The organism is Microbacterium sp. LBN7 (assembly GCF_045690345.1).
Taxonomy (GTDB): Bacteria; Actinomycetota; Actinomycetes; order Actinomycetales; family Microbacteriaceae; genus Microbacterium.
The window spans coordinates 2396392-2419698 of record NZ_CP147856.1; the positions used below are offsets into that span (position 1 = coordinate 2396392).

22 protein-coding genes are annotated in these 23307 nt (G+C 69.0%); 13 read left to right on the forward strand and 9 right to left on the reverse strand.

Annotated features, from left to right (window positions below; all coding sequences use genetic code 11):
- Positions 1-17 precede the first annotated feature (17 nt).
- The 5 genes from LBN7_RS11525 to LBN7_RS11545 are packed head-to-tail and all read right to left on the reverse strand — an operon-like array spanning position 18 to position 4842.
- Positions 18-440: an ATP-binding protein gene (locus LBN7_RS11525; protein ID WP_407359696.1), complete on the reverse strand. Its 423-nt coding sequence runs from the start codon at positions 438-440 to the stop codon at positions 18-20.
- Entirely contained in the window at positions 430-762 is a 333-nt protein-coding gene (locus tag LBN7_RS11530) for an STAS domain-containing protein (RefSeq protein WP_116633694.1), read from the reverse strand. The genes LBN7_RS11525 and LBN7_RS11530 overlap by 11 nt, the downstream gene beginning before the upstream one ends.
- Positions 746-2710, reverse strand: a complete 1965-nt coding sequence (locus tag LBN7_RS11535) for a glycosyltransferase family 2 protein (RefSeq protein ID WP_116633695.1) — start codon at positions 2708-2710, stop codon at positions 746-748. The genes LBN7_RS11530 and LBN7_RS11535 overlap by 17 nt, the downstream gene beginning before the upstream one ends.
- Positions 2707-3867: a PP2C family protein-serine/threonine phosphatase gene (locus tag LBN7_RS11540; RefSeq protein ID WP_116633696.1), complete on the reverse strand. Its 1161-nt coding sequence runs from the start codon at positions 3865-3867 to the stop codon at positions 2707-2709. The genes LBN7_RS11535 and LBN7_RS11540 overlap by 4 nt, the downstream gene beginning before the upstream one ends.
- Before the next feature lie 42 nt (positions 3868-3909).
- Positions 3910-4842, reverse strand: a complete 933-nt coding sequence (locus tag LBN7_RS11545; protein ID WP_407359697.1) for a hypothetical protein — start codon at positions 4840-4842, stop codon at positions 3910-3912.
- Positions 4843-4888: 46 nt separating this feature from the next.
- On the opposite strand from LBN7_RS11545, the gene LBN7_RS11550 reads away from it, so the two are divergent.
- The 4 genes from LBN7_RS11550 (at position 4889) to LBN7_RS11565 (ending at position 9447) form a co-directional block, all read left to right on the forward strand.
- The gene (locus tag LBN7_RS11550; RefSeq protein WP_407359698.1) at positions 4889-6049 is read left to right on the forward strand and encodes a DUF4185 domain-containing protein; all 1161 of its coding nucleotides are present in this window, start codon (positions 4889-4891) and stop codon (positions 6047-6049) included.
- Positions 6050-6180: 131 nt separating this feature from the next.
- Positions 6181-7548, forward strand: coding sequence for an extracellular solute-binding protein (locus LBN7_RS11555; protein WP_116633698.1), 1368 nt, complete (start codon positions 6181-6183; stop codon positions 7546-7548).
- 74 nt (positions 7549-7622) lie between these two features.
- Positions 7623-8549 carry a carbohydrate ABC transporter permease gene (locus LBN7_RS11560; RefSeq protein WP_116633699.1) on the forward strand — a complete coding sequence of 309 codons (927 nt, stop codon included), beginning with the start codon at positions 7623-7625 and terminating at the stop codon, positions 8547-8549.
- Between the two features lie 10 nt (positions 8550-8559).
- Positions 8560-9447: a carbohydrate ABC transporter permease gene (locus tag LBN7_RS11565; protein ID WP_407359699.1), complete on the forward strand. Its 888-nt coding sequence runs from the start codon at positions 8560-8562 to the stop codon at positions 9445-9447.
- Positions 9448-9462: 15 nt separating this feature from the next.
- On the opposite strand, the gene LBN7_RS11570 is transcribed toward LBN7_RS11565, so the two are convergent.
- Positions 9463-10305, reverse strand: a complete 843-nt coding sequence (locus tag LBN7_RS11570; RefSeq protein ID WP_407359700.1) for a PhzF family phenazine biosynthesis protein — start codon at positions 10303-10305, stop codon at positions 9463-9465.
- A 140-nt stretch (positions 10306-10445) separates the two neighbouring features.
- On the opposite strand from LBN7_RS11570, the gene LBN7_RS11575 reads away from it, so the two are divergent.
- Entirely contained in the window at positions 10446-10886 is a 441-nt protein-coding gene (locus LBN7_RS11575) for a DoxX family protein (protein ID WP_407359701.1), read from the forward strand.
- Between the two features lie 28 nt (positions 10887-10914).
- On the opposite strand, the gene LBN7_RS11580 is transcribed toward LBN7_RS11575, so the two are convergent.
- A complete protein-coding gene (locus LBN7_RS11580) occupies positions 10915-12048 on the reverse strand; it encodes a glycoside hydrolase family 172 protein (RefSeq protein WP_407359702.1) in 1134 nt (377 codons plus the stop codon).
- A 102-nt stretch (positions 12049-12150) separates the two neighbouring features.
- Between LBN7_RS11580 and LBN7_RS11585 the strand changes: the two genes are divergently transcribed.
- On the forward strand, positions 12151-13134 hold the full coding sequence (locus LBN7_RS11585) for a LacI family DNA-binding transcriptional regulator (protein WP_116633705.1): 984 nt from the start codon (positions 12151-12153) through the stop codon (positions 13132-13134).
- A gap of 11 nt (positions 13135-13145) precedes the next feature.
- Here the strand turns inward: LBN7_RS11585 and LBN7_RS11590 are convergent, their stop codons facing one another.
- Positions 13146-13610 (reverse strand): hypothetical protein, encoded by a 465-nt coding sequence (locus LBN7_RS11590; RefSeq protein ID WP_407359703.1) that lies wholly within the window; start codon positions 13608-13610, stop codon positions 13146-13148.
- Positions 13611-13809: 199 nt separating this feature from the next.
- On the opposite strand from LBN7_RS11590, the gene LBN7_RS11595 reads away from it, so the two are divergent.
- From LBN7_RS11595 to LBN7_RS11610, 4 genes are read left to right on the forward strand one after another with little or no spacing between them, the layout of a single operon-like run.
- On the forward strand, positions 13810-15303 hold the full coding sequence (locus tag LBN7_RS11595; RefSeq protein WP_407359704.1) for an FGGY-family carbohydrate kinase: 1494 nt from the start codon (positions 13810-13812) through the stop codon (positions 15301-15303).
- Complete coding sequence (locus LBN7_RS11600; RefSeq protein WP_407359705.1) at positions 15300-17885, forward strand: GH116 family glycosyl-hydrolase; 2586 nt, start codon at positions 15300-15302, stop codon at positions 17883-17885. The genes LBN7_RS11595 and LBN7_RS11600 overlap by 4 nt, the downstream gene beginning before the upstream one ends.
- Positions 17882-19516, forward strand: coding sequence for a fucose isomerase (locus LBN7_RS11605; protein WP_407359706.1), 1635 nt, complete (start codon positions 17882-17884; stop codon positions 19514-19516). The genes LBN7_RS11600 and LBN7_RS11605 overlap by 4 nt, the downstream gene beginning before the upstream one ends.
- A gap of 12 nt (positions 19517-19528) precedes the next feature.
- Complete coding sequence (locus LBN7_RS11610) at positions 19529-19939, forward strand: MmcQ/YjbR family DNA-binding protein (RefSeq protein ID WP_116633710.1); 411 nt, start codon at positions 19529-19531, stop codon at positions 19937-19939.
- Positions 19940-19946: 7 nt separating this feature from the next.
- Here LBN7_RS11610 and LBN7_RS11615 read toward each other — a convergent pair whose 3' ends face one another.
- A complete protein-coding gene (locus tag LBN7_RS11615) occupies positions 19947-20396 on the reverse strand; it encodes a MarR family winged helix-turn-helix transcriptional regulator (protein WP_116633711.1) in 450 nt (149 codons plus the stop codon).
- A 95-nt stretch (positions 20397-20491) separates the two neighbouring features.
- Between LBN7_RS11615 and LBN7_RS11620 the strand changes: the two genes are divergently transcribed.
- The 3 genes from LBN7_RS11620 to LBN7_RS11630 are packed head-to-tail and all read left to right on the forward strand — an operon-like array spanning position 20492 to position 23297.
- Positions 20492-21538 carry an LLM class flavin-dependent oxidoreductase gene (locus tag LBN7_RS11620; protein ID WP_407359707.1) on the forward strand — a complete coding sequence of 349 codons (1047 nt, stop codon included), beginning with the start codon at positions 20492-20494 and terminating at the stop codon, positions 21536-21538.
- A 29-nt stretch (positions 21539-21567) separates the two neighbouring features.
- Positions 21568-22623, forward strand: coding sequence for an LLM class flavin-dependent oxidoreductase (locus LBN7_RS11625; protein ID WP_407359708.1), 1056 nt, complete (start codon positions 21568-21570; stop codon positions 22621-22623).
- Positions 22620-23297, forward strand: coding sequence for an NADPH-dependent F420 reductase (locus LBN7_RS11630; protein ID WP_407359709.1), 678 nt, complete (start codon positions 22620-22622; stop codon positions 23295-23297). The genes LBN7_RS11625 and LBN7_RS11630 overlap by 4 nt, the downstream gene beginning before the upstream one ends.
- Positions 23298-23307 lie beyond the last annotated feature (10 nt).

The following is a 23307-nucleotide window of genomic DNA, read 5'->3' on the forward strand; positions in this document are numbered from 1 at the left end:
GGTGACGGCGAGCCGATTCAGTCCGGGGTGCCGAGCAGACGCCGGAGGACCCAGGTGTTGCCGCCGTCATCGTAGGTGTGCACGAACTCGTCGAGCACGGTCTGCGCGAGCGCGAGCCCGCGCCCGCTCTCGCTCTCCGCGTCGGGCATGGCGACGTCGTGCCAGTCGATCGATGCCGGAGGGGCCGTGTCGACCAGGGTCGCGGTGAGATCGTCTGCGGCGATGCGGATGTCGACGCGCAGCTGCACGTCGGTCGGCCCGTCGCTGTGCTGCACCATGTTCGTGGCCACCTCGCTCACGGCCAGCGTGAACAGGGTGCGGTCCAGGTCCGGGACATGCGATGCCGCCGCCCACGCGGCGTCGAGCGCATCGAGCACGCCATCGACGAGGGCGAGCCGCGCCGGCCCGTCGAGTCGGATGACGTGGGCGTCAGCGTCCATCGAACGCCGATTCCGGCGTGGGGTAGTCGCGCAGGACACGGTCGAGGTTCGTCAGGCGCAGCACCGTGCGCACGGCATCCGGAACCGCGGCGATCCGCAGATCGCCTCCGGCGACGCGCGCGCTCTTGAGCCCGCCGACGAGGGCTCCGAGGCCCGAAGAGTCGACGAACTGCAGGTCGACCATGTCGATGACGATCCGCGATTCACCGGCGGTGATCAGATCGCCGACCGCGTTGCGGAGCAGGGGAGCTCCGGTCGCCGTGAGTCGACCGCCGAGTGCGATGACGGCGTATCCGTCGCGGGCTTCACTGTTGAGATCCATGGGACTCCTTCTCGAGGATCAGAGCGGCGGGGCCGCGGTACCGTGCGGCCTGGATGATGACGCTGAGGACGACGAGGTCGTAGAGGACCCAGGCGGTGTTGACGAGAGTGCCGGTCCCGTCGGCGGTGCCGATGAACACCCGGACGATGCCGATCACGAGTGCGATGCTGAGGACGACGATCGCGGTGAGCTGCGGCCAGATCTCGCCCCAGGGCACGCCGCGAGGATCGCGGCCGTCCTTGCGCGTCACGGCGAACGACAGCGGTCGGCCCAGCACCACGTTGGCGAAGGCGGTCGTGCACGCGCGGATCCACACCGGGAACAGCGCGAGCGAGTACTGCTGCCCGCGCCAGGTCTTGACGCCTCTCGCGACGAACAGGAACAGCAGCTGGTTCACGAGGAAGTAGGGCAGGAAGCGGGCGAAGAAGTCGACCGACCAGGCGGTCACGGGCAGCACGCCGAAGACGAGGTACACGACGGGCGCGGTGAGGTACACGATCGCCGCGAAGCCGGACAGGTAGCTCCACATCGTCGCGAAGTACATGAGACGCTGGCCGACCGACAGTCCGCGCTTGGCGAGCGGGTTGTCCCTCAGCATCACCTGGAGCGTCCCCTGCGCCCAGCGCAGTCGCTGGGTCAGCATGGTGCGCAGGTCTTCCGGGGCGAGACCCTTGGCGAGGATCTCGTGGTGGTAGACGCTGCGCCAGCCGATCGCATGCAGCTGCATGGCCGTCGCCATGTCCTCGGTCACCGAGATCGTGGCGAGCGGGAGGATCGGCTGCGCCTCGTCGCCGCGATCGAGTCGCAGAGCGTCGAGCAGCGCCCGCACGGTGTCGAGCGCCGTGATCGGGGACAGATCGGATGCCGCCAGTGCAGCGAGCCCTGCCTCGTCGACGATCACGGCGTCGAGCTGCGCATCATGGGCGATCGGCAGCGCGCCGAGTTCCTCGAGGTCGGCGCGGATGCCGGCGAGGTCGTCGGCGATGAGGATCCGCGAGGCGTTGTCGACGGCCTCCCTGACGCCGTCCGCGACCTCGGAGACGGGGGCGCCGTCGGCCAGGTTGCGGCTTCCCCGGCGGATCGCGATCTGCAGGGCGGAGAGCTCCCGACGGAGTCGCGGGTCGGATGCCGACCGCATCTCCTTCTCGATCATCTGCTCCGAGGTGCGGAGCGCTCTCGCCGCGGAGTCGGTCACCTCGCGCACGTAGCCGATGATGCCGAGCTGCATGAGCGCCTCCCGGCGCAGCACGGCATTCGACCCGCAGAAGAAGGCGGCGTTCCAGCCGTCCTTGCCCTGCTGGATCGGCCCGTAGAACAGCGGTGCCTGGCTGCCGAGCGGATCGGCCTCGTCCACGTTCATGAACCACTGCGGCGTCTGCACGAGCGCGACCTCGGGGTCGTCGGCGAAGTAGCCCAGGGTGCGGTGCAGGATCAGCGGGTCGGGGATCTGATCGGCATCCAGGATGAGCAGGAACTCCCCATCGGTCTGGAACAGGGCGCTGTTGAGGTTCCCGGCCTTGGCGTGGCGGGGTTTGCCGGTCCAGTCGTCCGAGCGCGTGAGGTAGCCCAGGCCCGCCTCGCGCGCAGCCGCCTCGAGCTCGGGGCGGGACCCGTCGTCGAGCACCCAGGTGGTGTGCGGGTAGGCGATCCGCTTCGCGGCGCGGGCGGTGGTCATGACGAGCTCGATGGGCTCGTCATACGTCGTGATGAACACGTCGACCGTCCCCTGCGGAGGCGAGACGGGCGCGGGGCGCTCTCGGGCCCTCCACATCGTCAGGCAGAACAGGAACGTGTCGATCAGACTGTAGGTCTCGGCGATCACGAGCGGCACGGCGATCCACCACGCCGACCAGTTCACCGACTCGAGCCAGCGCCAGGCGACGTAGTTCACCCCGAGCAGGACCGACAGCAGGGCGAGGATGCGGATCGTCGCGAAGCGCGCGGTCACGGCTCGCGCCTCACGACCACCACGGTGATGTCATCCGTGGCCCGTTCGTCGGAGGACAGCCGGAGCGCCTCCCGGATCGCGCCGTCCGGCCCGAGCGTCGTCAGCACGCGGTACACGTGCGCGTACGGGTCGTCGGGGTCGAGCACGTCGAGCAGGCCGTCGCTGCAGCAGACGAACGAGTCGCCCTTGTCGAGGCGCGTCGTGCGCGGCTCCCTCTCCTCGGGCGGCTGGAGGCCCATGCCCATGCCGAGAGGCAGGCTGGTCGATCGCAGGTGCTCCCACGAGCCGTCGGCGCGCAGGATGAAGGCGAGGCTGTGTCCGGCATCGATCACCTGCAGCTCTCCCGTCTCCGGCTGCAGCTCGGCGTGCACCGCGGTGACGAACATCGACGTGTCTGCGAGGTCCTCCTCCAGCAGCCGGTCGGCGTCGGCGATCGCCTCGGCGATGCTGCGGTCGGGAGCCGTGCGCAGCGACGCGCGCACGCTGGCCGCCACGAGTGCCGGGCCGGTGCCCTTGCCCATGGCATCCGCCAGCGTGATGCGCAGTGATCCGCGGTGCATGCGGAGGTCGTAGAAGTCGCCCGCGATGCGACCGCGCGAGACCGCACCGCCCGCGATCGTGTAGCCGGGGACATCGGGGTGCTCCTGCGGACGGAGCGCGCGCTGGATGACCGCCGCATGGTCGAGCTCGGCGTCGTTCGCGAGTTCCGACTGCACCCAGAAGGCGAGGTCGCGGAGCAGGCCCTGTTGCGCCTCGCTCAGGGTGTGCGGAACGGTGTCGAGCACGCACAGGGTGCCGATCGGTTCGCCGCCGGGGGCGTGCAGCGGGTGACCGGCGTAGAAGCGCAGATGCGGGTCGCCGACGACGAACGGGTTGTCGGCGAAGAGGTCGGTGGCGCTGGCATCCTCGACGATGACGGTGCGGTCCTGGCTGACCGTGTAGTCGCAGAACGAGTCCTGGCGTGGGGCCTCGGAACCGCCGAGCCCGATCTCGGACTTCCGCCACTGCCGGTCGCGGTCCAGCAGCGAGACGCTGACCATGGGCACGCCGAACATCTCCTTGGCCAATCGTGCCACTCGATCAACGCGCTCATCGCGCGGTGTGTCGAGGATCCCCAGTTCCTCGAGCGCTTCCTGTCTTCTTCGCTCGTCGAACATCTGCCGCCCTCCACGGTCACCTTCATCCTAGGAGGGAACGGGTCAGATCTCGTCGACCGAGAACCGGAACGCCGCGCCCTGGCGGAACGGCTCGATGATCTCGAAGTTCTCGTAGGCCGGACCGCCGGGGATCGGCGACGCGCTCGCCCAGTACGACCAGCGGGCGTTCACGACGGCCTCGAGCTCGGGGTGCGGGTCATCGACCCGCCAGCTCTGCACGGCGCGGCGGCCGAGGAAGCGCCAGTGCTCGGCGGTGTCGGCGGAGTACTCGACCGACCACGGGTCCTCCTCGTCACCGGTTGCGCTCACGACCGCCGCTTCTCCGTCGCGGGCGAGCGCGGACAACGGGAACCGCGCATGCTCGGCGAAGGCCGTGCCGGAGAAATCCGGCCACAGCTCGGCCGCGGTCACGATGCGATCGGCGAGGTGCAGCCGTCGCAGTCGCGCCCAGTTGCCCATCGTCGCCGTGAGGATCAGGTGGGACAGCGGGACGGATGCCGCGTTCGCGTAGCCTGCGACCTCGACCTCGTGCGGACGGTCGGCGAAGAACCGCACGCGCACGCGGACGTCCGCCCCGTTGTCGAAGCGCTCGACGCCGATCCAGACCGTCAGGGTCTCGATGCCATCGGCGGTCTCGACGACGCCGCGTGCGGGAGGATCCCCGGCGGCCTGCTCGACGGCATCCGCTTCCTCGGCCGACCAGAGACGCTTGCCGCGTTCGCCGGGGTCGAGGGCGCTGGGTTCGAGCTCGGAGAACCCGCGGTGGGTCTCGCCTGCGGGGATCGGCTCGACAGCGATGAAGTTGACGAGCCGCTCGGGCGGATGGTCGAGGTGAGGGGCGAAGACACGGAGCAGGCCTCGGGGGCCGGGGATCGGCGGGATGCCGATCTGGATGCCGTCCGGGTGGCCCCAGCGGGGCTCGGCATCGGGTGCGCCGGACGGCCGGAGCCACCCGTGTTCGGGGGAGAGGGGCATGTCGAAGACCCTAGTGATCTGAAATCGATTTCGCTAGATTCGTGGCATGCATCGTCGCAGAAGACCCCTTCGAGTCGTCGTCCGTCGAACCGTCGTCGCGGCATCCGTCGTTCTCGCCGTCGGGTTGGCCGGCTGCGCCGGCGGACGCGCCCCGAGCGTGGATCCGGACCCGGACAAGCCCTTCGTCCTGGAGGGGATCTCGGGGCTCACCGAGATCGCGCAGCTCACCGGTCCGGATGCCATGAACGACACGGCATCCGTCTCGGTCGCCGGCACGGATCTCGGCTCCATGGTGAACGTCGGGGACAAGACCTTCTTCCTCTTCGGCGACACGTTCGGCGAGCGTGATCCGGAGTCCATCGGCGGCCAGGGCGGCTTCTGGAGATCGAACGTCGCCGCCTGGACCACCGACGACGATCCCACGGACGGCATCGACTTCGAGGGGTGGGTGGAAGACGACATCGGGCTCGCCGGGCCGCTCATCGAAGGCGATCACGATGCCAACGGGGCCGGCGGCGAGGTGACGAAGATCCCCACCTACGGCTTCGCGATCGGCGACACGATCTACGTCTCGTACATGTCCGTGAAGTTCTGGGGCGAGCCGGGCGCCTGGGATGCGAACCGCTCCGCGCTCATCGTCTCGCGGGATGACGGCACAACCTGGTCGCCGGTCGACGGCGTCGAGTGGCCTGGCGACTCGAACTTCATCCAGTTCGCGACCGCGCAGGTCACGGAGGGCGGTGAGGACTGGATCTACTTCTGGTCCATCCCCTCCGGCCGGTTCGGCGGCGTCCAGTTGATGCGCGTGCGCGCCACGGAGGCCGCGGTCGAGGACCAGTCGTCGTACTCGTACTTCGCCGGGCTCGACGGCGAAGCGCCGCAGTGGAGCGACGAGATGACGGATGCCGAGACGATCGTCGAGGGCACGATCGGCGAGCTGTCGGTGATGTGGTCGACCTACCTGGAGCGGTGGATCATGACGTATTCGGATGCCGGCAGCGCCTACATCCGTGAGGGGATCACGCCCTGGGGGCCGTGGGGCGAGGCGATCGAGCTCGTGCCCGGATCCGAGTATCCGGGGCTGTATTCCCCGTACCTGAATCCCCGCTACGTCACGGAGGACGGCCGCCGCATCCACTTCACGCTCTCGCTCTGGGACCCGTACAACGTGTTCTGGTTCTCGGCCGACCTCGACCGCGCCGACTGAAATATCGCAAGGTTGATCTCCCTTGCGCATGAAATCGATTTCGCCTACTCTGGCGCTACCCGGTCACTGAGGATCGATCGGCCTGCACAGCAGCGACTCGATGAGGAGTCCGTTCCCTGAGGAGGAACAAGATGAGAATCACCACCCGCACCCGACGCACAGCGATCGCCGCTCTCGGCGCGCTGACGGTCGGCTCCCTGCTCGCCGCCTGCGGCGCGGGCACCCCCGGTGGAACGGCGGGAGGCGACGGCGGCGAAGACGGCGTCACCACGGTCCAGTTCTGGCACCGGAGCTTCACGCCGGTCGAGAACGAGTGGTACGCCGACATCGTCAAGCAGTTCAACAAGTCGCAGAGCGACATCAAGGTCGTCGACACCGAGGTCCCCGCCGATGCCTGGGATCAGAAGATGAAGGCCGCGCAGGCCGCGGGCAAGGCGCCCGACGTCTACACGAGCTCGGCCAACCTGCTCGACCTCGTCAACGCCGGCTCGGTGCACGAGCTCGACTCGATCGTCTCCGAAGACGCGCTCGGCGAGATCATGGACACCGCCACCTCGATCTCCGAGGTCGAGGGCACCCACTACGCCTACCCGCTGCTGCTCGAACCGCAGACCGTGCTCTTCTGGAACACCGACATGCTCGACGCCGCCGGCGTCGACTCCTCCGCGGCCCCCGAGACCTGGGATGACCTGCTCGCGGCCTGCGCGAAGATCCAGCCGACGCTCACGGACGGCCAGTACTGCATCTCGCCCGCGCAGGACGCGGTGACCATGGCCTGGTCCACCGTCGGACAGCAGTACAACTTCGCCGGGCACCTCGCGCTCACCGACGACTGGGCCGCGCCCGACATCGACAACGACGGCTATCGCGGGCTCATGGCGCAGTACAAGGAGCTGTGGGACAAGGGATACATGCCCAAGCAGCCGCTCGCCGCGTACGTCGGCGGTGAGGACTTCGGTCAGCAGAAGGTGGCCTTCAAGGTCTCCGGTTCGTGGATGATGTCGGAGATCGGCTCGGACTACGCCGACCTGCTCGCCAAGACGGGAGTCGGCGCGTTCCCGAGCGCGCCGGGTGCCGACGGCCGCACCGCCACCACCATGGGCAACTTCACCTGGGTGGTCGATGCCAAGAGCAAGAACGCCGAGGCCGCCGGGAAGTTCCTCGAGTGGGCCATCGCCGGAGACCCGGAGAACCTCGTGCCGTTCTTCGTCGACACCCAGTTCACCAAGGTTCCCGTCCGTCAGTCGGTGCAGGATGCCGTCGCCGCGAGCCAGGAGGCCGCGGACGCCCCGTGGTCGAGCATCATCGTCGACGAGATCGCACCCGATGCGATCGCCGGCGCGACCTACCCGTGGGACGTGAACCTCGCCGTGGGCACCGCCATGGAATCCGTGATGAAGGGCTCCGCCTCGGCGGACGACGCGATCAACACGGCCAACGCCGCGATCCAGACGGTCATCGACCGTGACGGGCTGCCCGACAAGGCGCCCAAGAACTGACATCGCCCGCTGTTCGGGGGCCGGCGGTCCCGGTCCCCGGACAGCGTCGGCCCTGAGATCGCGACGAGGTGGATATGGCCAGTCAGGCTGTGCAGGAACGCCGGGAGATCCGGCAGAGACAGAACCGGTACAAGTACCGCGACAACCGGACCGCCTACTGGTTCCTGGTGCCGCTGGTGGTGCTGCTCGGGATCTTCGTGATCTGGCCCGCCATCTACGCCGGATACCTGTCCTTCCAGGACTGGAGCTTCTACAAGGACCCCGAGTTCGTCGGCATCCGCAACTACGCGAACGTCCTGAAGGACCCGCTGTTCATCGCCACGATCGGGCGCGGCTTCCTCTTCGTGCTGATGACCGTGCCCGCGATGCTGATCCTGGCGTTCCTGTTCGCGAGCCTCGTCGTGGCGGTGTCACGACGGGCGGCGAGCGTCCTCAAGGTCAGCATCTACATCCCGACCATCATCTCCGCCGTGATCACGTCGATCATCTTCGTGCTGATCTACAACTACTCGGGCGGTCTGCTGAACGCGTTCCTGGGGATCTTCGGTGTCGACCCGATCGCGTGGATCGGCGACCCGAAGTGGGCGCTGCTCGCGGTCGCCGTCCCCGCCATCTGGCTCGGCATGGGGCTCACCTCGCTGATCATGGTCGCAGCGATGGTCGACATCCCCACCGAGTACTACGAGGCCGCCGCGATGGAGGGCGCGAACTGGGGGCAGAAGACCGCGTACATCACGATCCCGCAGATGAAGAACGTGGTGCTCTATCTGCTCATCACCGGCTTCGTCGCGGCGATCCAGCAGTTCGAGCTTCCTCTCGTCATGACGCAGGGCGGTCCGCTCGACTCGACGACCCTGCCGAACCTCTTCATCTTCAACCACTTCCGCAACGACGTGAACGTCGGCTATTCGATCGCGGCTGCGCTGCTGCTGTTCGTGGTGCTGGGAACCATCTCGGCTCTCGTGTTCAAGTTCGTCAACTCCGAGAGGCTGGTGGACTGAGATGGCCGTCATGCAGGAGACCACCCGCATCGTCCTCGCAGGCAAGGAGCCGCGCGCACAGCGCAGAGCGCCGCGCACGGCCGGCGGCTGGCTGATCGTCCTCGGCAAGGTGATCCTCGGCGCGCTCTTCGTCGTCGCCTCGCTGTTCCCGCTCGCCTGGATGGTGATCGCGGGATTCAAGTCGAAGACCGAGGTCGTCGAGACCCCGTTCCAGTTCTTCCCCGAGGTGTGGCTGTGGCAGAACTACGCGCAGATCCTCGCTGACCCGACGTTCCTGCGCACACTGCTGTGGACGTTCTTCGGAGCCGTGCTCTTCACGGTCGGCAGCCTGGCGGTCAACTCCCTCGCCGCCTACGCCTTCGCGCGCCTCGACTTCCGGTTCAAGGGGACGATCTGGGCGATCGTCATCACGACGATGTTCATCCCGGGCATGACCATCCTGCTCACGAGCTTCATCGTCGTGACGCGCCTGTCCATGCTCGACACCCTCGGCGTGCTGGTGATCCCCGGGCTCGCCAGCGCCGGGATGGTGTTCTTCATCCGGCAGTTCTACCTGAACATCCCGAAGAGCCTCGAAGAGGCGGCGATGCTCGACGGCTGCGGCCGGTTCGGCATCTTCGTGCGCATCTTCCTGCCGCTGTCGAAGCCCCCGTTCGTGGTCATGGGCATCACGGCGTTCCTCGCGTACTGGAACTCCTATGTCTGGCCGATCCTGACCATCACCTCGCCCGAGCGGTTCGTCCTGCAGCAGTACCTGGCGACCTTCCGCTCGGAGCGCAGCACCGAGCTGGGGCTGCTCATGGCGGGGTCCGTGCTGGCGGCGGCACCGGTGATCATCCTGTTCCTGATCTTCCAGCGCCAGATCATCGGCAACATCAAGATGGCAGGTCTCAAGTAGAGGAGAGGGCAGCGCTCAGAGCTCCACGAGCCCCGAGACGACCACGTCGGCACGTCCGCCGACCCAGAGCTGATCGGCCTCCCGGCTGATCCGGATCCGTCCGCGGCGTCCGATGGCCGTGCCCTGTGCGGCGAGGTAGGGGGCGTGGGCGCGCCCTGTCGCGAGCAGCCACTCGGCCGCCCCGGCGTTCAGGCTGCCCGTCACCGGGTCTTCCCGCAGCGGCCCGTCGCCGTCGGTGAAGAACGCCCGCAGCTCGAACGCGGTGTCGGCGCCATCCGCGTGCGGGCCGATCACGCCGATGTCCCAGCGCCCGGGATGGCCTGAAGCGTCCGGACGGATGCCGAGGACGGTCTCGGCGCTGTCGAGCAGCAGGCCCACCCACCCCGGGCCGTTGTCGAGCCACTCGGCATCCGCCACCTGATCGCGGCGGATCCCGAGGATCTCGACCAGCTCCGCGACGAGCTCCGGCTCGACGGGGCCGGACCGGGTCCGGGGCGGCGCGGCGAAGGCGAGCGTCTCCCCGTCGACCCGCACCGGGATCAAGCCCGCGGCGCACTGCTGGATCACCGTGCCGGGGGTCGACGGCGCGCCGCCGGCATCCAGCCACGCCCTCGCCGTTCCGAGCGTCGGATGCCCCGCGAAGGGGAGTTCGGTGCTCAGGCTGAAGATGCGCACGCGGTAATCCGCGCCGGTATCGGTCGGCGGCAGCACGAAGGTGCACTCGGAGAGGTTCGTCCACACCGAGAACCGTCGCAGATCATCGTCGTCGAGGCCGTCGGCATCGAGCACGACGGCGACGGGGTTGCCCGTGCCGGGGGTGTCGCCGAACACGTCGACCTGTCGGAATCCACGCTGCATGTCTGGAGGATAGCGGGCTGACGGGCGCGCCCGCACTCGCACTCAGCAGACGGAAAGCTCGTCTTCATACCGTCGAGGGAGGGAATGCCCCTGCTCCGCGCCTGGCGCGCGCGTGTCCTGCCACGAAGGAAGAACTCCTCATGACGAACACCACCCGCCCCTCTGCCTCCGCCTCGCTGGGACTCCTCGTCCTCCGCGTCGTCGTCGGATCCGTCTTCGCCGCCCACGGTGCGCAGAAGATCTTCGAGTACACCCTGCCCGGCACCATCGGCAGCTTCGCGGGCATGGGGATCCCCCTGCCCGAGATCGCGGCACCGGTCGTCGCCTTCATCGAGCTCGTCGGCGGCCTCCTGTTGATCGCCGGGTTCTTCACCCGCCCGGTCGGCATCCTCCTCGCGATCGACATGGCCGTCGCCCTCGTCGCGGTGCACCTTCCGGCCGGACTCTGGGTCGGCGAGGGCGGCTACGAGTTCGTGGCCGTGCTCGGCGTCGCCGCGCTCGCGCTCGCCTTCACGGGCGCCGGGCGGTTCTCGCTCGACGCAGCTCTCCTGCGCGGACGCGTCCCGGCCTGGATCGCCTGAGGATCGATCGCGAGCATCCCGGACGCCGTCAGTCCTGCGGCGCCCGCGGCGGGGTCGCGCCGATGTCGGGAACCGGAGCGCTCCCTAGGTGGACCTCCAGGTCGTCGGCCGTCGGCGTCTTCGGACGCCGCGCGGTCGGTCGGTCGAGGTAGAACACGGCGGTCGAGGCGATGTCGTCGCGCAAGGGGAGGTAGCGCCAGCCGCTCCGCCAGCCGAGGGCCTGGATGTCGACCTTCGGGATGCCGGTCGCGAAGTGGATCGGATCGAGCAGGTGCCAGCGGTACATGCCGAAGCGCTGCTGGCTCACATAGAGGCCGTCCGGTCTGATCACCTGCGGCATCCCGAGATACGGGGTGGAGAACTCGGTGTAGCCACTGCCGGGGATGTCGAAGTTCCAGGCGCCGCCGAAGTAGTCCTCGGTGCCGGTGCCGCAGATCGTCGGATACTCGGTGTCGTCGTCGAGGTAGAACTTGATCTCGCCCTCGCCCCACCAGCCGTTGGAGTTCACTCCCCAGGCGATGTACGTGCCGACGTACTGGCCCTGGCCCTCGATCCCCTCGAGGATGACGTGCGGCGTGAGGTCCTCGAGGGGGTTCGACCGACGCCACTGGGCATGGAAGTACGCGTCGTTCGAGTGGTCGCCGCCGATCTCGTACGTCACCTGGTAGTACACGCGCACGTCGACGACCGAGGTGTTCTCGACCGTCAGGCGCGCGCCGTCCTTGAACGGCATCGGCCAGTACGAGTTGAAGCCGCCGTGCGGGTTCGCGGCGATCGTCTGCGAGTTCACCTGGGCGAACATGCCCCAGCCGTTGCAGAAGAAGTCGCCGTACGGCACCTCGACCGCCGGCTCCTCGGATCCGTCCCAGTAGGCACGCAGCAGCAGTGTGCGCCAGTTGTCGGTGTGCGTCGTGATCCAGATGTGCGTGATCTTCCCGGCACCCTCGATGTTCGCGAGCTCGAATGTCTCGCCGGCCTTGATGTCGATGCTCGGGGAGATCTTCCAGCCGGGGCCGAGGTCACGCGCGTTCCCCGCGCCCGTGCCCTCGGTCGCCCGGCCTCCGCCCCCAGCGGAACCGTCGAAGTTCTCCGGCGAGATCGAACGCGTCTGCACGGATCGCAGCGCTGCGAGGGATGCCAGGTCAGAGGAAGCAGAAGTCATGGGCGCCAATGTAATCGATTTCAGCGCAGAACTCCAGAGATCGCCTGCGCGCGCGATACTGTTGCTTCACGTCCGGCTCGACCGGGCAGGCAGTGAGGGTGCATGGCCACGATCTACGACGTCGCAGAACTCGCGGGAGTCTCTCCCGCGACGGTCTCGCGCGTCTTCAACGGCACGAGCGTGTCGGAGGAGAAGGTCGCCGCGGTCCGGGATGCCGCCGAGAAGCTGAGCTTCACACCGAATCGCACGGCACGCACCCTGCGCCGCCAGAGCTCCGAGGTGATCGCTCTGGTGATCCCCGACATCGAGAACCCCTACTTCACCGAGATGGCCCGCGGCGTCGAGGACGTGGCATCCGAAGCCGGCTATTCGGTCGTGCTCTGCAACTCCGATGCCCAGATGGAGAAGGAGGCCACGTACCTCCGGATCGCGATCGCCGAGCACATGTCCGGCGTGATCATCGCGACGGCGGACGAGGGCACCAAGCTCGACACGATCCTGGCGACCGGGCGACCCGTCGTCGCCGTCGACCGCAGCACGACCTACGACATCGACGGGGTCGTCATGGCGAACCGCGCCGCCGGGACGTCGGCGACCAAGGATCTGATCGACGCGGGGTATCGGCGCATCGCCTACATCGGCGGCCCCGAGCACATCGACACGGCGGCCGAGCGCGCCGCGGGGTGGCGTACGGCGCTCGGTGCCGCGTATCCGGACCTCGACCTCGACGCGCTACAGCGGTTCGAGACGTTCCGCGTCGACGGCGGCCGTGCCGCCATGGAGGATCTCCTCTCGCTGCCGGAACCGCCGGATGCCGTCGTCGCCGGGAACAACCTCATCGGCGTCGGCGCGATCCAGGTGCTCACCGAGCACGGGCTCACGCCGCCCCACGTGGGGGTCGCCGTCATCGGCTCGCTGCCGTTCACGACGCTGTCGCCCAGTGCCGTGACCGTCGTGCGACTGCCCGCCCGCCACATGGGCGTGACCGCGGCGCGGATGCTGCTCGAGCGCATCAAGGGCGACAAGCAGCCGGCGCGCACGGTCGTGCTGCGCAACGAGGTGCAGCCCGCGAACCCTCGGTCCTGAGCGGCCTTCGCTCAGGAGGAGCCCCAGAAGCGGGTCGCCAGATTCGCGACCTCTTTGTCGAGCTCTTCGAGTCGCCGGTCGATCGACCCGAGGCGGGTGTCGACCTTGTCCTCGAGGGTGTCGAACTTGTTCTCGAGCAGATCGAACCTGGCATCGAACTGCATCTGGAAGCCGTCGAAGCGCGCGATCATCTCGTTGCGGAGCCCGGCTACCGCGTTCTCGTTCTGTCGGGAGAGCGAGGCGAGCGTGTTCTCGTTCTGGCGGGAGAGCGAGGCGAGCGTGTTCTCGTTCTGTCGGGAGAGCGAGGCGAGCGTGTTCTCGTTCTGCCCGGTCAGGACCGCGAGCGTGTTCTGGCTCTGGCCGGTGAGTGCCGTCAGCGTCCGGTCGTTCTGCCGCAGCAGCAGGGAGACCGCGCCGATCATCACGGCGGCGAACACGCCGATCAGTGTCCACACCTGCGGCTCGGTCATCTCCATGGCTCCATTCTGCGAACGAAACACCAGATTGTCACGGTATTCCGGATGCCGACCGCCCATATCCCACGCGCTGTGGACAAGCCGAATCGTGCAGGTTCGGTGCAGCAAGAGTCGCCGCCGCCTTGCGACTTGAAATCGATTTCGCGTACAGTGACGAACAGGTTTCAGATTCTGCCGCTCAGGTTTCAAGGAGGACGCCATGCGCTGCACCCTCGGGGTGGACATCGGCACATCCAGCAGCAAAGGCGTGCTGGTCGATGGCGACGGCAGGATCCTCGCGACCGCGACGCGGTCTCACGACGTCAGCCGTCCGCGCACCGGCTGGGTGGAGATGGACGGGCGCGTGTGGTGGGACGAGTTCGTCGCGATCGCGCGCGAGATGCTCGCCGCTGCGCCGGATGCCGAGATCGCGGGTGTCGGCGTGAGCGGCATGGGGCCCTGCATCCTGCTCACGGACGACGGGGATGAGCCCGTGCGCCCCGCGATCCTGTACGGCGTCGACACCCGCTCCGGCGCACAGATCGAGCGGATGACGGCGGAGCTGGGCGTCGACGAGATCACCCGGATCGGGGGCTCGACGCTCACCTCGCAGGCCGGTGGACCGAAGCTGGTCTGGGTCGCGGATGAGGAGCCCGACGCGTGGGCGCGCGCTCGCCGACTCTTCATGCCGGCATCCTGGCTCGTGCGCAAGCTCACCGGTGCCTACGTGCTCGACCACCAGTCGGCGAGTCAGGTCTCGCCGCTCTACGACATCGAGAACGAGCGCTGGCATGACCCGTCGTGGGAGCGGTACGCCGACGGCATCGCGCAGCCCGCGCTCGCCTGGGCGGGCGACATCGCCGGCGAGGTGACCGCGGAAGCGGCATCCGCCACCGGCATCCCCGCGAGGACCCCCGTCATCACCGGCACGATCGACGCCTGGACCGAGGCGGTGAGCGTCGGCGCGCACGAGGTCGGCGACCTGATGCTCATGTACGGCACGACGATGTTCCTCGTGGCGACCGGCGAGGAGACGCTGCGCACGCCCTCGATGTGGACGACGGCCGGCGCGTTCGCGGGCACCCGCAATCTCGCCGGAGGGCTCTCCACGTCGGGCGCGCTCACCGCGTGGCTGAAGGACCTCACCGGCGCCGACTATCCGGAACTGCTGGCGGATGCCGAGAGGTCGGGGCCCGGCGCCCGCGGCCTGCTCGTGCTGCCCTATTTCGCAGGCGAGCGCACGCCGATCCAGGATCCGGATGCCCGCGGCGTGATCGCCGGCCTCACGCTCGAGCACGAACGCGGCGACCTCTACCGCGCCGCCCTCGAGGCGACGGCGCTCGGCGTACGGCACAACGTCGAGACCATGCGCGCGGCGGGAGCCGACATCCGGCGGATCGTCGCCGTCGGCGGCGGCACGCAGGGGCGCCTCTGGCTGCAGGTGATCTCCGATGTCACCGGACTCGACCAGGAGGTGCCGGAGACGACCATCGGCGCGAGCTACGGCGCGGCCTTCCTGGCCGCGACGGCGACCGCCGGCACCGGCGCAGCCCCGCTCATCGCCGACTGGAATCCGGTCGCCGAGACCGTCCACCCGGATGCGGCGGTCCGCGCCTTCTACGACTCGCTGTTCGACCGCTACACGCGGCTGTACGAGGGCTCGAAGGGCGTCGTGCACGAGCTCGCCGCCGCGCAGCGCGGAGCATCCGCATGACCCGGCGTGCCCGGGGCATCCCGCACACCTCCGAGGCGACGGCGTTCCCCCTCGGCGGCATCGGCACCGGCAACGTCTCGATCGGCGCCCGCGGCGAGCTGCGCGACTGGGAGTTCGAGAACCTGCCGGACAAGGGGCGGCGCAACCCGCACTCGTTCTTCGCGATCCACGCGCGGCCCGAGGGCGGCGTTCCCGTGACCCGGGTGCTCGAGGCGAAGATCACCGGGCGGCACGACGCCGACGCCGGGTACGCCTTCGACCAGCTCGCCGGTCTCCCGCGCCTCGACGGCGCGACCCTGCACGGCGAATACCCCGTGGTCGATGTCGACTTCACCGACGCGGTCGTTCCGGTCGAAGTCTCCCTCCACGCGTTCACCCCACTGATCCCGCTCGATGCCGATGCCTCGGGGATCCCGGCCGCGGTGCTGCGCTACCGCGTGAGCAACCCCGGCCAGGTGCCCGTCGACGTCACGGTCGTCGGCAGCGTCTCGCACACGGCCGGCCGCGGTACGCCGGGACCCGACGCCCCGTGGGGAATGCGCGCGATGCAGAGCGTGCGGTGGCGCGAGGAGGGCGACGTCCGCGGGATCGACTTCGGCATCGATCTCCCCGAGGACGACCCGGGCTACGGCACGCTGAGCCTGACGACGACGGATGCCGCCACCACGGCGAAACCGCAGTGGGTCACGAGCTACTGGCCGGACGGGGCGCGCCTGTTCTGGAACGACCTGACGGACGACGGGCTCCTCGCGCCCGAGCCGCGGCTCACGCTCGAGGACCGCCCGCGTGGGCTGTTCGCCGAGCTCGACGTCGACCCGGATGCTGCTCCGCTCACCGAGGAGCAGATGCTCGCGAAGCTCCCTCGGCTGCGCACCGGATCGCTCGGCATCGTGCACGCGCTCGCCCCGGGAGAGAGCCGCGACTTCGAGTTCGTGCTCTCCTGGAGCTTCCCGAACCGGCGTCGCGGCTGGCACGGGCACATCGTCTTGGACGACCCACCGGGAGACAGCCCGCTGTCGCCCACGGTCCGCAACCACTACGCGACCCTCTGGCCCGACGCCTGGGCCGCTGCAGAGCATCTGCACCGCGAGCTGCCGGCTCTGGAAGGGGCGACGGATGCCTTCGTCGAGGCCCTGTACGGCAGCACCCTCGACCCCGTGCTCGTCGACGCGATCGGTGCGAACATCGCCGCCGCGCGGTCGACGACCGGTTTCGTGCTCGAGTCCCCGAACCCCGAGCTGGGGGAGGGGCCGGTGTTCGCGGCCTGGGAGGGATCCTTCGATCACGGCGGGTCGTGCGAGGGCACCTGCACGCACGTCTGGTCCTACGCGCAGACCCTCGCCTGGTTGTTCCCCTCGCTCGAGCGCAGCGCCCGGCGCGTCGAGTACCTGCTGGAGTCCGACGACGAGGGCGCGCAGAAGTTCCGCGGCAACCGCATCTTCGGCGGGCCGTCGTGGTTCATGGCCCCCGCCGTCGACGGGCAGCTCGGCACCCTGCTGCGTCTGCACCGCGAGTGGCGCTTCAGCGGCGACGACGCGTTCCTGCGGGAACTGTGGCCTGCGGCATCCCGCACTCTCGACTACGCGATCCGCGAGTGGGATCGCGACGGTGACGGCCTGCTCGACGGCGAGATGCACAACACCTACGACATCGAGTTCCATGGTGCCGAGCCGCTCGCGAACGGCGTGTACCTGGCGGCGCTCCGTGCGGGAGCCCGTATGGCCGAACACCTCGGCGAAGCCGAGCGGGCGCGTGCGTGGACGGCTCGCGCCGACCACGTCGCCGCGGCGATGGACGAGACGCTCTGGAACGGCGAGTACTACCGGCAGGTGATCGACGATGCCGACGCGCACCGCTACCAGTACGGCGAGGGCGTGCTCTCGGATCAGCTGCTCGGCCAGTTCCACGCCTCCGTGAACGGGCTCGGGCACATCCTGCCGCCTGAGCGCGTGGAGTCCGCGCTCGCCGCGATCGTCGCCCACAACCACCGCACCGACCTGTCTGCGCACGAGAGCACGCAACGCGTCTATGCCCTGAACGACGAGGGCGGACTGCTGCTCGCCTCGTGGCCGCGCGGCGGACGACCCGCGATCCCGTTCGTGTACTCGGACGAGGTGTGGACGGGGATCGAGCACCAGGTCGCGGCCTCCCTGCTGTTCGCCGGTCGCTACGACGACGCGCTGCTGATCGAGCGGACGTTGCGCGCGCGCTACGACGGCGGCCACCGCAGTCCGTGGAACGAGATCGAGTGCGGCAACCATTACGCGCGCTCGCTGGCGTCCTGGGCTCTGCTGCTCGGTGCCACGGGTGCGCAGTGGGATGCGCCGAACGGGACGCTGTCGTTCGCGCCCGTCGGAGCGGGCGGCTCGTTCCTCTTCACCACGGGCACGGGGTGGGGGCGCGTCGAGATCGACGATGACGCCCTGACCCTGCACCTCGACGGCGGCGCGCTCGACGTCGCCGATCTGCAGCTGCACGGCCGGAGCGTCGGCCGCGGCATCCGACTCCGAGCGGGCACTTCGCCGGCCTCAGCCACCCAGAGGTTCCCGCTCACCACGACCCCAACACCGGAGGCATCATGACCACCTACACCCTGCCGACGCCGGCCTCCCGCCCGGCATCCGCTCCCAAGACCGCATACCTGATCGCCTCCGGCGACCTGCGCGAATCCGCCAACACGGGCGGCTGGCCCGTGCAGGTCGAGCTGGAGGCCGGCGTCACCGGGGTCTTCGAGGATCTCGGCTGGACGGTCATCCGCGCGAACGAGGTCGATCCCGCGACCGGGCACGGCTTCATCTCCAGCCAGCGCATGGGGCTCGAGGTGTTCAAGAACATCCCGACGGATGCTCCGCTCATCGTCGCCGAGGCCGTGTGGCAGTACTCGCACCACGTGCTCGCCGGTCTGCGGTCGCACGAGGGGCCGATCCTCACGGTCGCGAACTTCGCCGGCGACTGGCCGGGACTCGTCGGCCTGCTCGGCCTGAACGCCGGCCTCACCAAGATGGACAAGCCCTACGCCTCGATCTGGTCGGTCGACTTCAGCGACGACTGGTTCAAGGCCGGCATCAAGGAGTGGACCGAGACGGGCTCCATCACTCACGACGCCTCGCACGTGCGCGCCCTGCCCGAGCTGCCGGACAGCCCGGAGAAGCAACTGGGCGAGGCGCTCGCCGCCCAGCTGCTCGCCGAGAAGGCCATCATCGGCGTCTTCGACGAGGGCTGCATGGGCATGTACAACGCGATCTTCGACGACGAGCTGCTCAACAGGACGGGCATCTACAAGGAGCGCCTGTCGCAGTCGGCCCTGTACGCCGAGATGCTCAAGGTCTCGGAGGACGAGGCGAACGCTGCCTACGACTGGCTGATCGATGCCGGCATGACCTTCCAGTACGGCGAGGATGCCGCCACCGAGCTCACCCGTGAGCAGGTGCAGTGGCAGCTGAAGATGTACATCGCCGCCCTGCGCATCGCCGATGACTTCGGCCTCGATGCGGTCGGCATCCAGTACCAGCAGGGACTCAAGGACCTGGTGCCGGCATCCGACCTGGCCGAGGGCATCCTGAACTCCACCGAGCGTCCGCCCGTGACCTCTCGCGACGGCTCGCGCGTGCTGCACGAGGGTCGCGCGTTCCCGCACTTCAACGAGGCCGACGAGGGCGTCGCGGTCGACGCGCTCGTGACCGACCGGGTGTGGCGTGCGATGGGCCTCGTTCCCGACAACACGCTGCACGACGTGCGCTGGGGCGAGGACTTCGACGACCAGTTCGTCTGGGTCTACGAGATCTCGGGCTCGGTCCCGGCCTCGCACCTCGGTGGATGGCAGAACGCGGAGGGCTGGCGTCAGGGGCATGTGTTCTTCCCGGCGGGAGGCGCCACGATCAACGGCGTCTCGAAGCCGGGGGAGATCGTGCTCTCGCGCGTCTTCATCGCCGAGGGCATCCTGCAGGCCGACATCTTCCGGGCCTCCGTCGTCGAACTGCCCGCCGAGGAGACGCAGCGCCGCAAGGACGCCACGAACCCGGAGTGGCCCATCGCGCACGTCGTGCTGCACGGCATCTCGCGTGACCAGTTCATGGCCCGCCACAAGGCCAACCACGCACAGCTCGTCTACGCGCCCGACGCCGAGACCGCCGACAAGGCGCTGATCGCGAAGGCCGCGATGTTCGCGGGCATGGGCATCAAGGTCAACCTGGTGGGAGACGTGAACGTCTGAGATCCTGACGGCATGGCCACCGTCGACGACGTCCGTGAGATCGCGCTCGCTCTTCCGGGTGTGGAGGAGACGACGGGCGGACACACCGGAGAGGCGGCCTGGCGGCTGAAGAGCGGCCAGGTCGCCTGGCTCCGCGGCCCGAGCGGCACGGACCTGCGGCAGCTCGCCGATCTCGGGCGCGAGTGGCCCGACGGGCCGGTGCTCGGCGTGCGGGTCGGCAGCCTCGAGGAGAAGGACGCTCTGCTCGCGGCCGAGCCCGAGGCGCTCTTCACGATCCCCCATTTCGACGGGTACCCCGGGCTGCTCGTGCGCCTCGACGTGATCGACCGCGATCGGCTGGCGGAGATCATCGACGATGCCTGGCTCGTGCGCGCGCCGGCTCGCGTCGCGAAGCAGTGGCTGGCGGATCGCGGACTGGAGTGACCTCGCCCTAGGCGCTCGTCCTCAGCGCCTTCGTGATTCCGTCGACCATCTGCAGCTGCTCGTCGTCGAGGCGATCGATGAAGAGCTCGCGGATCGCACGCAGATGCGGGACGTTGGCTCGGCGGAAGGCGCCGGAACCCTCTTCGGTGAGCACCACCACCGCGCCGCGGTTGTCGGTCGCGCAGTCGTCGCGCCGGATCAGCCCGCGACGCTCCATGCGCCCGAGGTGGTGGGAGAGGCGGCTGCGCTCCCAGCCGATCGTGCGGGCGAGTTCGCTCGATCGCAGCTCGTGGTCGCCCTGGTCGCTGAGTGCGAGGAGGACGGAGTAGTCCGCTGCGGAGAGGTCGGAATCGTCCTGAAGTCGTCGACCCAGCTCGCCCTGCAGCGTGGCGACGGTCTCGATGAAGTCCCGCCAGACGCGCAGCTGCGGCGCGGTGGGCGTGCTCCGTGCAGCCATGATCGCCTCCTTTTAGTTGACATGTCCATCATATCGGAGTACAACGGAATCACAAGTGGTTGACGTATCAACAAAAGAGAGAGCAGGACAGAGTCGTGAACCCGCAGGGATTCGAGATCGGCCTCAACTCGTTCGGCGACACCGCGTCGTCGGGCGGGCGAGACCTGAGCGGCGCAGAGACTCTGCGCCTGCTGGTGGACGAGGCGCGTCGCGCCGAGGATGCCGGGATCGACGTGTTCAGCGTCGGCGAGCACTATCGACCGGGGCACAACGACTCGGCGACCCCCGTGCTGCTCGCCGCCATGGCCACGGCCACGGAGCGGATCGCGCTCGGAACCAGCGTCACCGTGCTCAGCACCAACGATCCGGTGCGGCTGTATCACGAGTTCTCGACGCTCGACGCGGTCTCGAACGGTCGCGCGCAGCTCGTCCTCGGGCGTGCGTCGGCCACGGAGTCGTTCCCGCTGTTCGGCTACGACCTCGCCGACTACGAGGACCTGTTCGAGGAGAAGCTCGACCTCTTCCTGCGCCTGCAGCGGGAGGAGGCGGTCACCTGGTCGGGCACCACTCGGGCCCCGCTGCGCGAGCACGTCGCGCAGCCGCGGATGCGGCCGGGCGGCATCCCGACCTGGATCGGCGTCGGCGGCAGCCCGAACTCGGTGATCCGGGCCGCGCACCACGGCCTGCCGCTCATGCTCGCCATCATCGGCGGCAACCCGCAGCGCTTCGCCGGTCACGTCGATCTCTACCATCGAGCGCTCGCCCAGGCGGGGAATCCGCCCCAGCCGGTCGGGATGCACTCGCTCGGACTCGTGGCCGACACCGACGAAGAGGCGAGGGAGACATGGTGGCGGTACTGGGAGCCGGTCGTCACCGACCTCGCGAAAGAGCGCGGCTTCTACGCGCCGACCCGCGCCCGCTACGAGCACGAGATCTCCGAGGGCGCCCTGTTCGTCGGCTCGCCCGAGACGGTCGCGCAGAAGATCGTCCGCTCGGCCCGTGACCTGCAGCTCGACCGTTTCGACCTCAAGTACGACATCATGCATCTCCCCGCCGAGGCGCGGGCCCGCACCATCGAGCTGCTCGGCCGCGAGGTCGCCCCGCGCGTGCGCGATCTCCTCTCCCTCGAACGCGCCGCGTGAACACCTCCACCCCAGGGAAGAAAGCAGTCATGAACGACATCGAATTCGGCCTCGACACCTTCGGCGACCTCACCGAAGACGAGAACGGCGTGCTCTCCAGCCATGCGGCGGCCATCCGTCAGACCGTCGACGAGGCGGTGCTCGCCGATCAGCTCGGCGTCGACGTGTTCCTCGTGGGCGAGCACCACCGGCCGGAGTATGCGATCTCGAGTCCCGAGACCGTGCTGGCGGGCATCGCGCCCCGCACCTCTCGCATCCGCCTCGGATCCGGGGTCACCGTGCTCAGCTCGGACGATCCCGTGCGCGTGTTCCAGCGCTTCGCCACCGTCGACGCCCTGTCGAACGGCCGTGCCGAGGTCATCCTCGGACGCGGATCGTTCACGGAGTCCTTTCCCCTGTTCGGGCACGACCTCGCCGACTACGAGGTGCTCTTCGACGAGAAGATCGACCTGTTCGCCGAGCTCCTGAAGGAGGAGCCGGTGACGTGGTCGGGCACCCAGCGCCCCGCGCTCGTCGACGCGGACGTCTTCCCCAAGACCGAGAGCGGGCTCAGCACCTGGGTCGGGGTCGGCGGTTCGCCGCAGTCGGTGATCCGCACCGCCCACTACGGCTTCCCGCTCATGCTCGCAATCATCGGCGGGGCGCCGGAACGGTTCGCGGGTTACATCGATCTCTACCGACGCGCGGCCGCGCAGTTCGGCACCACCGCGTATCCGGTCGGCATGCACTCGCCCGGCTTCATCGCCGACACCGACGAAGAGGCCCGCGAGCTGCTCTGGCCGCGATACAAGGTGATCCGCGACCGGATCGGCGCGCTCCGCGGCTGGCCGCCGATCCGCAGGGAGGAGTTCGACCAGGAGATCGAGCACGGCTCCATGTACGTCGGCTCGCCCGAGACCGTGGCGCAGAAGATCGCCCGCACTCTCGGCGCGCTCGACGTCGGCCGCTTCGACCTCATCTACACGATGGGGTTCCTGCCGGCCGCGGCGCGGATGCGCGCGGTCGAGCTGTACGGGTCGGTCGTCATCCCGCGCGTGCGCGAGCTGCTCGCCGCGCAGCGCGCCGAGAACGAGGTCGCGGCGTGAGCGGGGCGACGGATGGGGCCACGCTCGGCATCCTCGGTGCCGGCAAGGTCGGCACCGTCCTCGCCCGACTGGCTGTGGCAGCGGGGTATCGGGTGCTCATCGCCGGCTCCGGCGATCCGGGGAGGATCGCCCTGACCGTCGAGGTGCTGGCTCCCGGCGCCGAGGTGGCGACGGCGGCAGTCGCGGCCGAGCAGGCAGACATCGTGATCCTCGCGCTGCCGCTCGGCAAGCACCGGTCGCTCCCGGTGGCGGCGCTGCGTGGAAAAGTGGTGGTCGACGCCATGAACTACTGGTGGGAGACCGACGGCATCCGCGAGGAGTTCACGGGGTCGACGAGCGAGATCGTGCAGGATTTCCTGCCCGACTCCCTCGTGGTGAAGGCCTTCAATCACATGGGGTATCACGACATGGAGGCGGACTCCCGGCCCTCCGGTGCTGCCGACCGCAAGGCGATCGCGCTCGCCGGGGATCATGAGGATGCTCTCGCCCGGGTCGCGCGGCTGATCGACGATCTGGGGTTCGACCCGCTTCCTGCCGGAGCGCTGGCCGACGGCATCCGCCTGCAGCCGGGCGCGGGGGCCTTCGGGGCGAACGTCTCGCGCGGTGAGCTCCTCGAACTCGTCGAGGTGTTCGATCCGGAGCGGGACCGGTTGACGCTCCCTGCGTTCGGGTGACGCCGCGGCG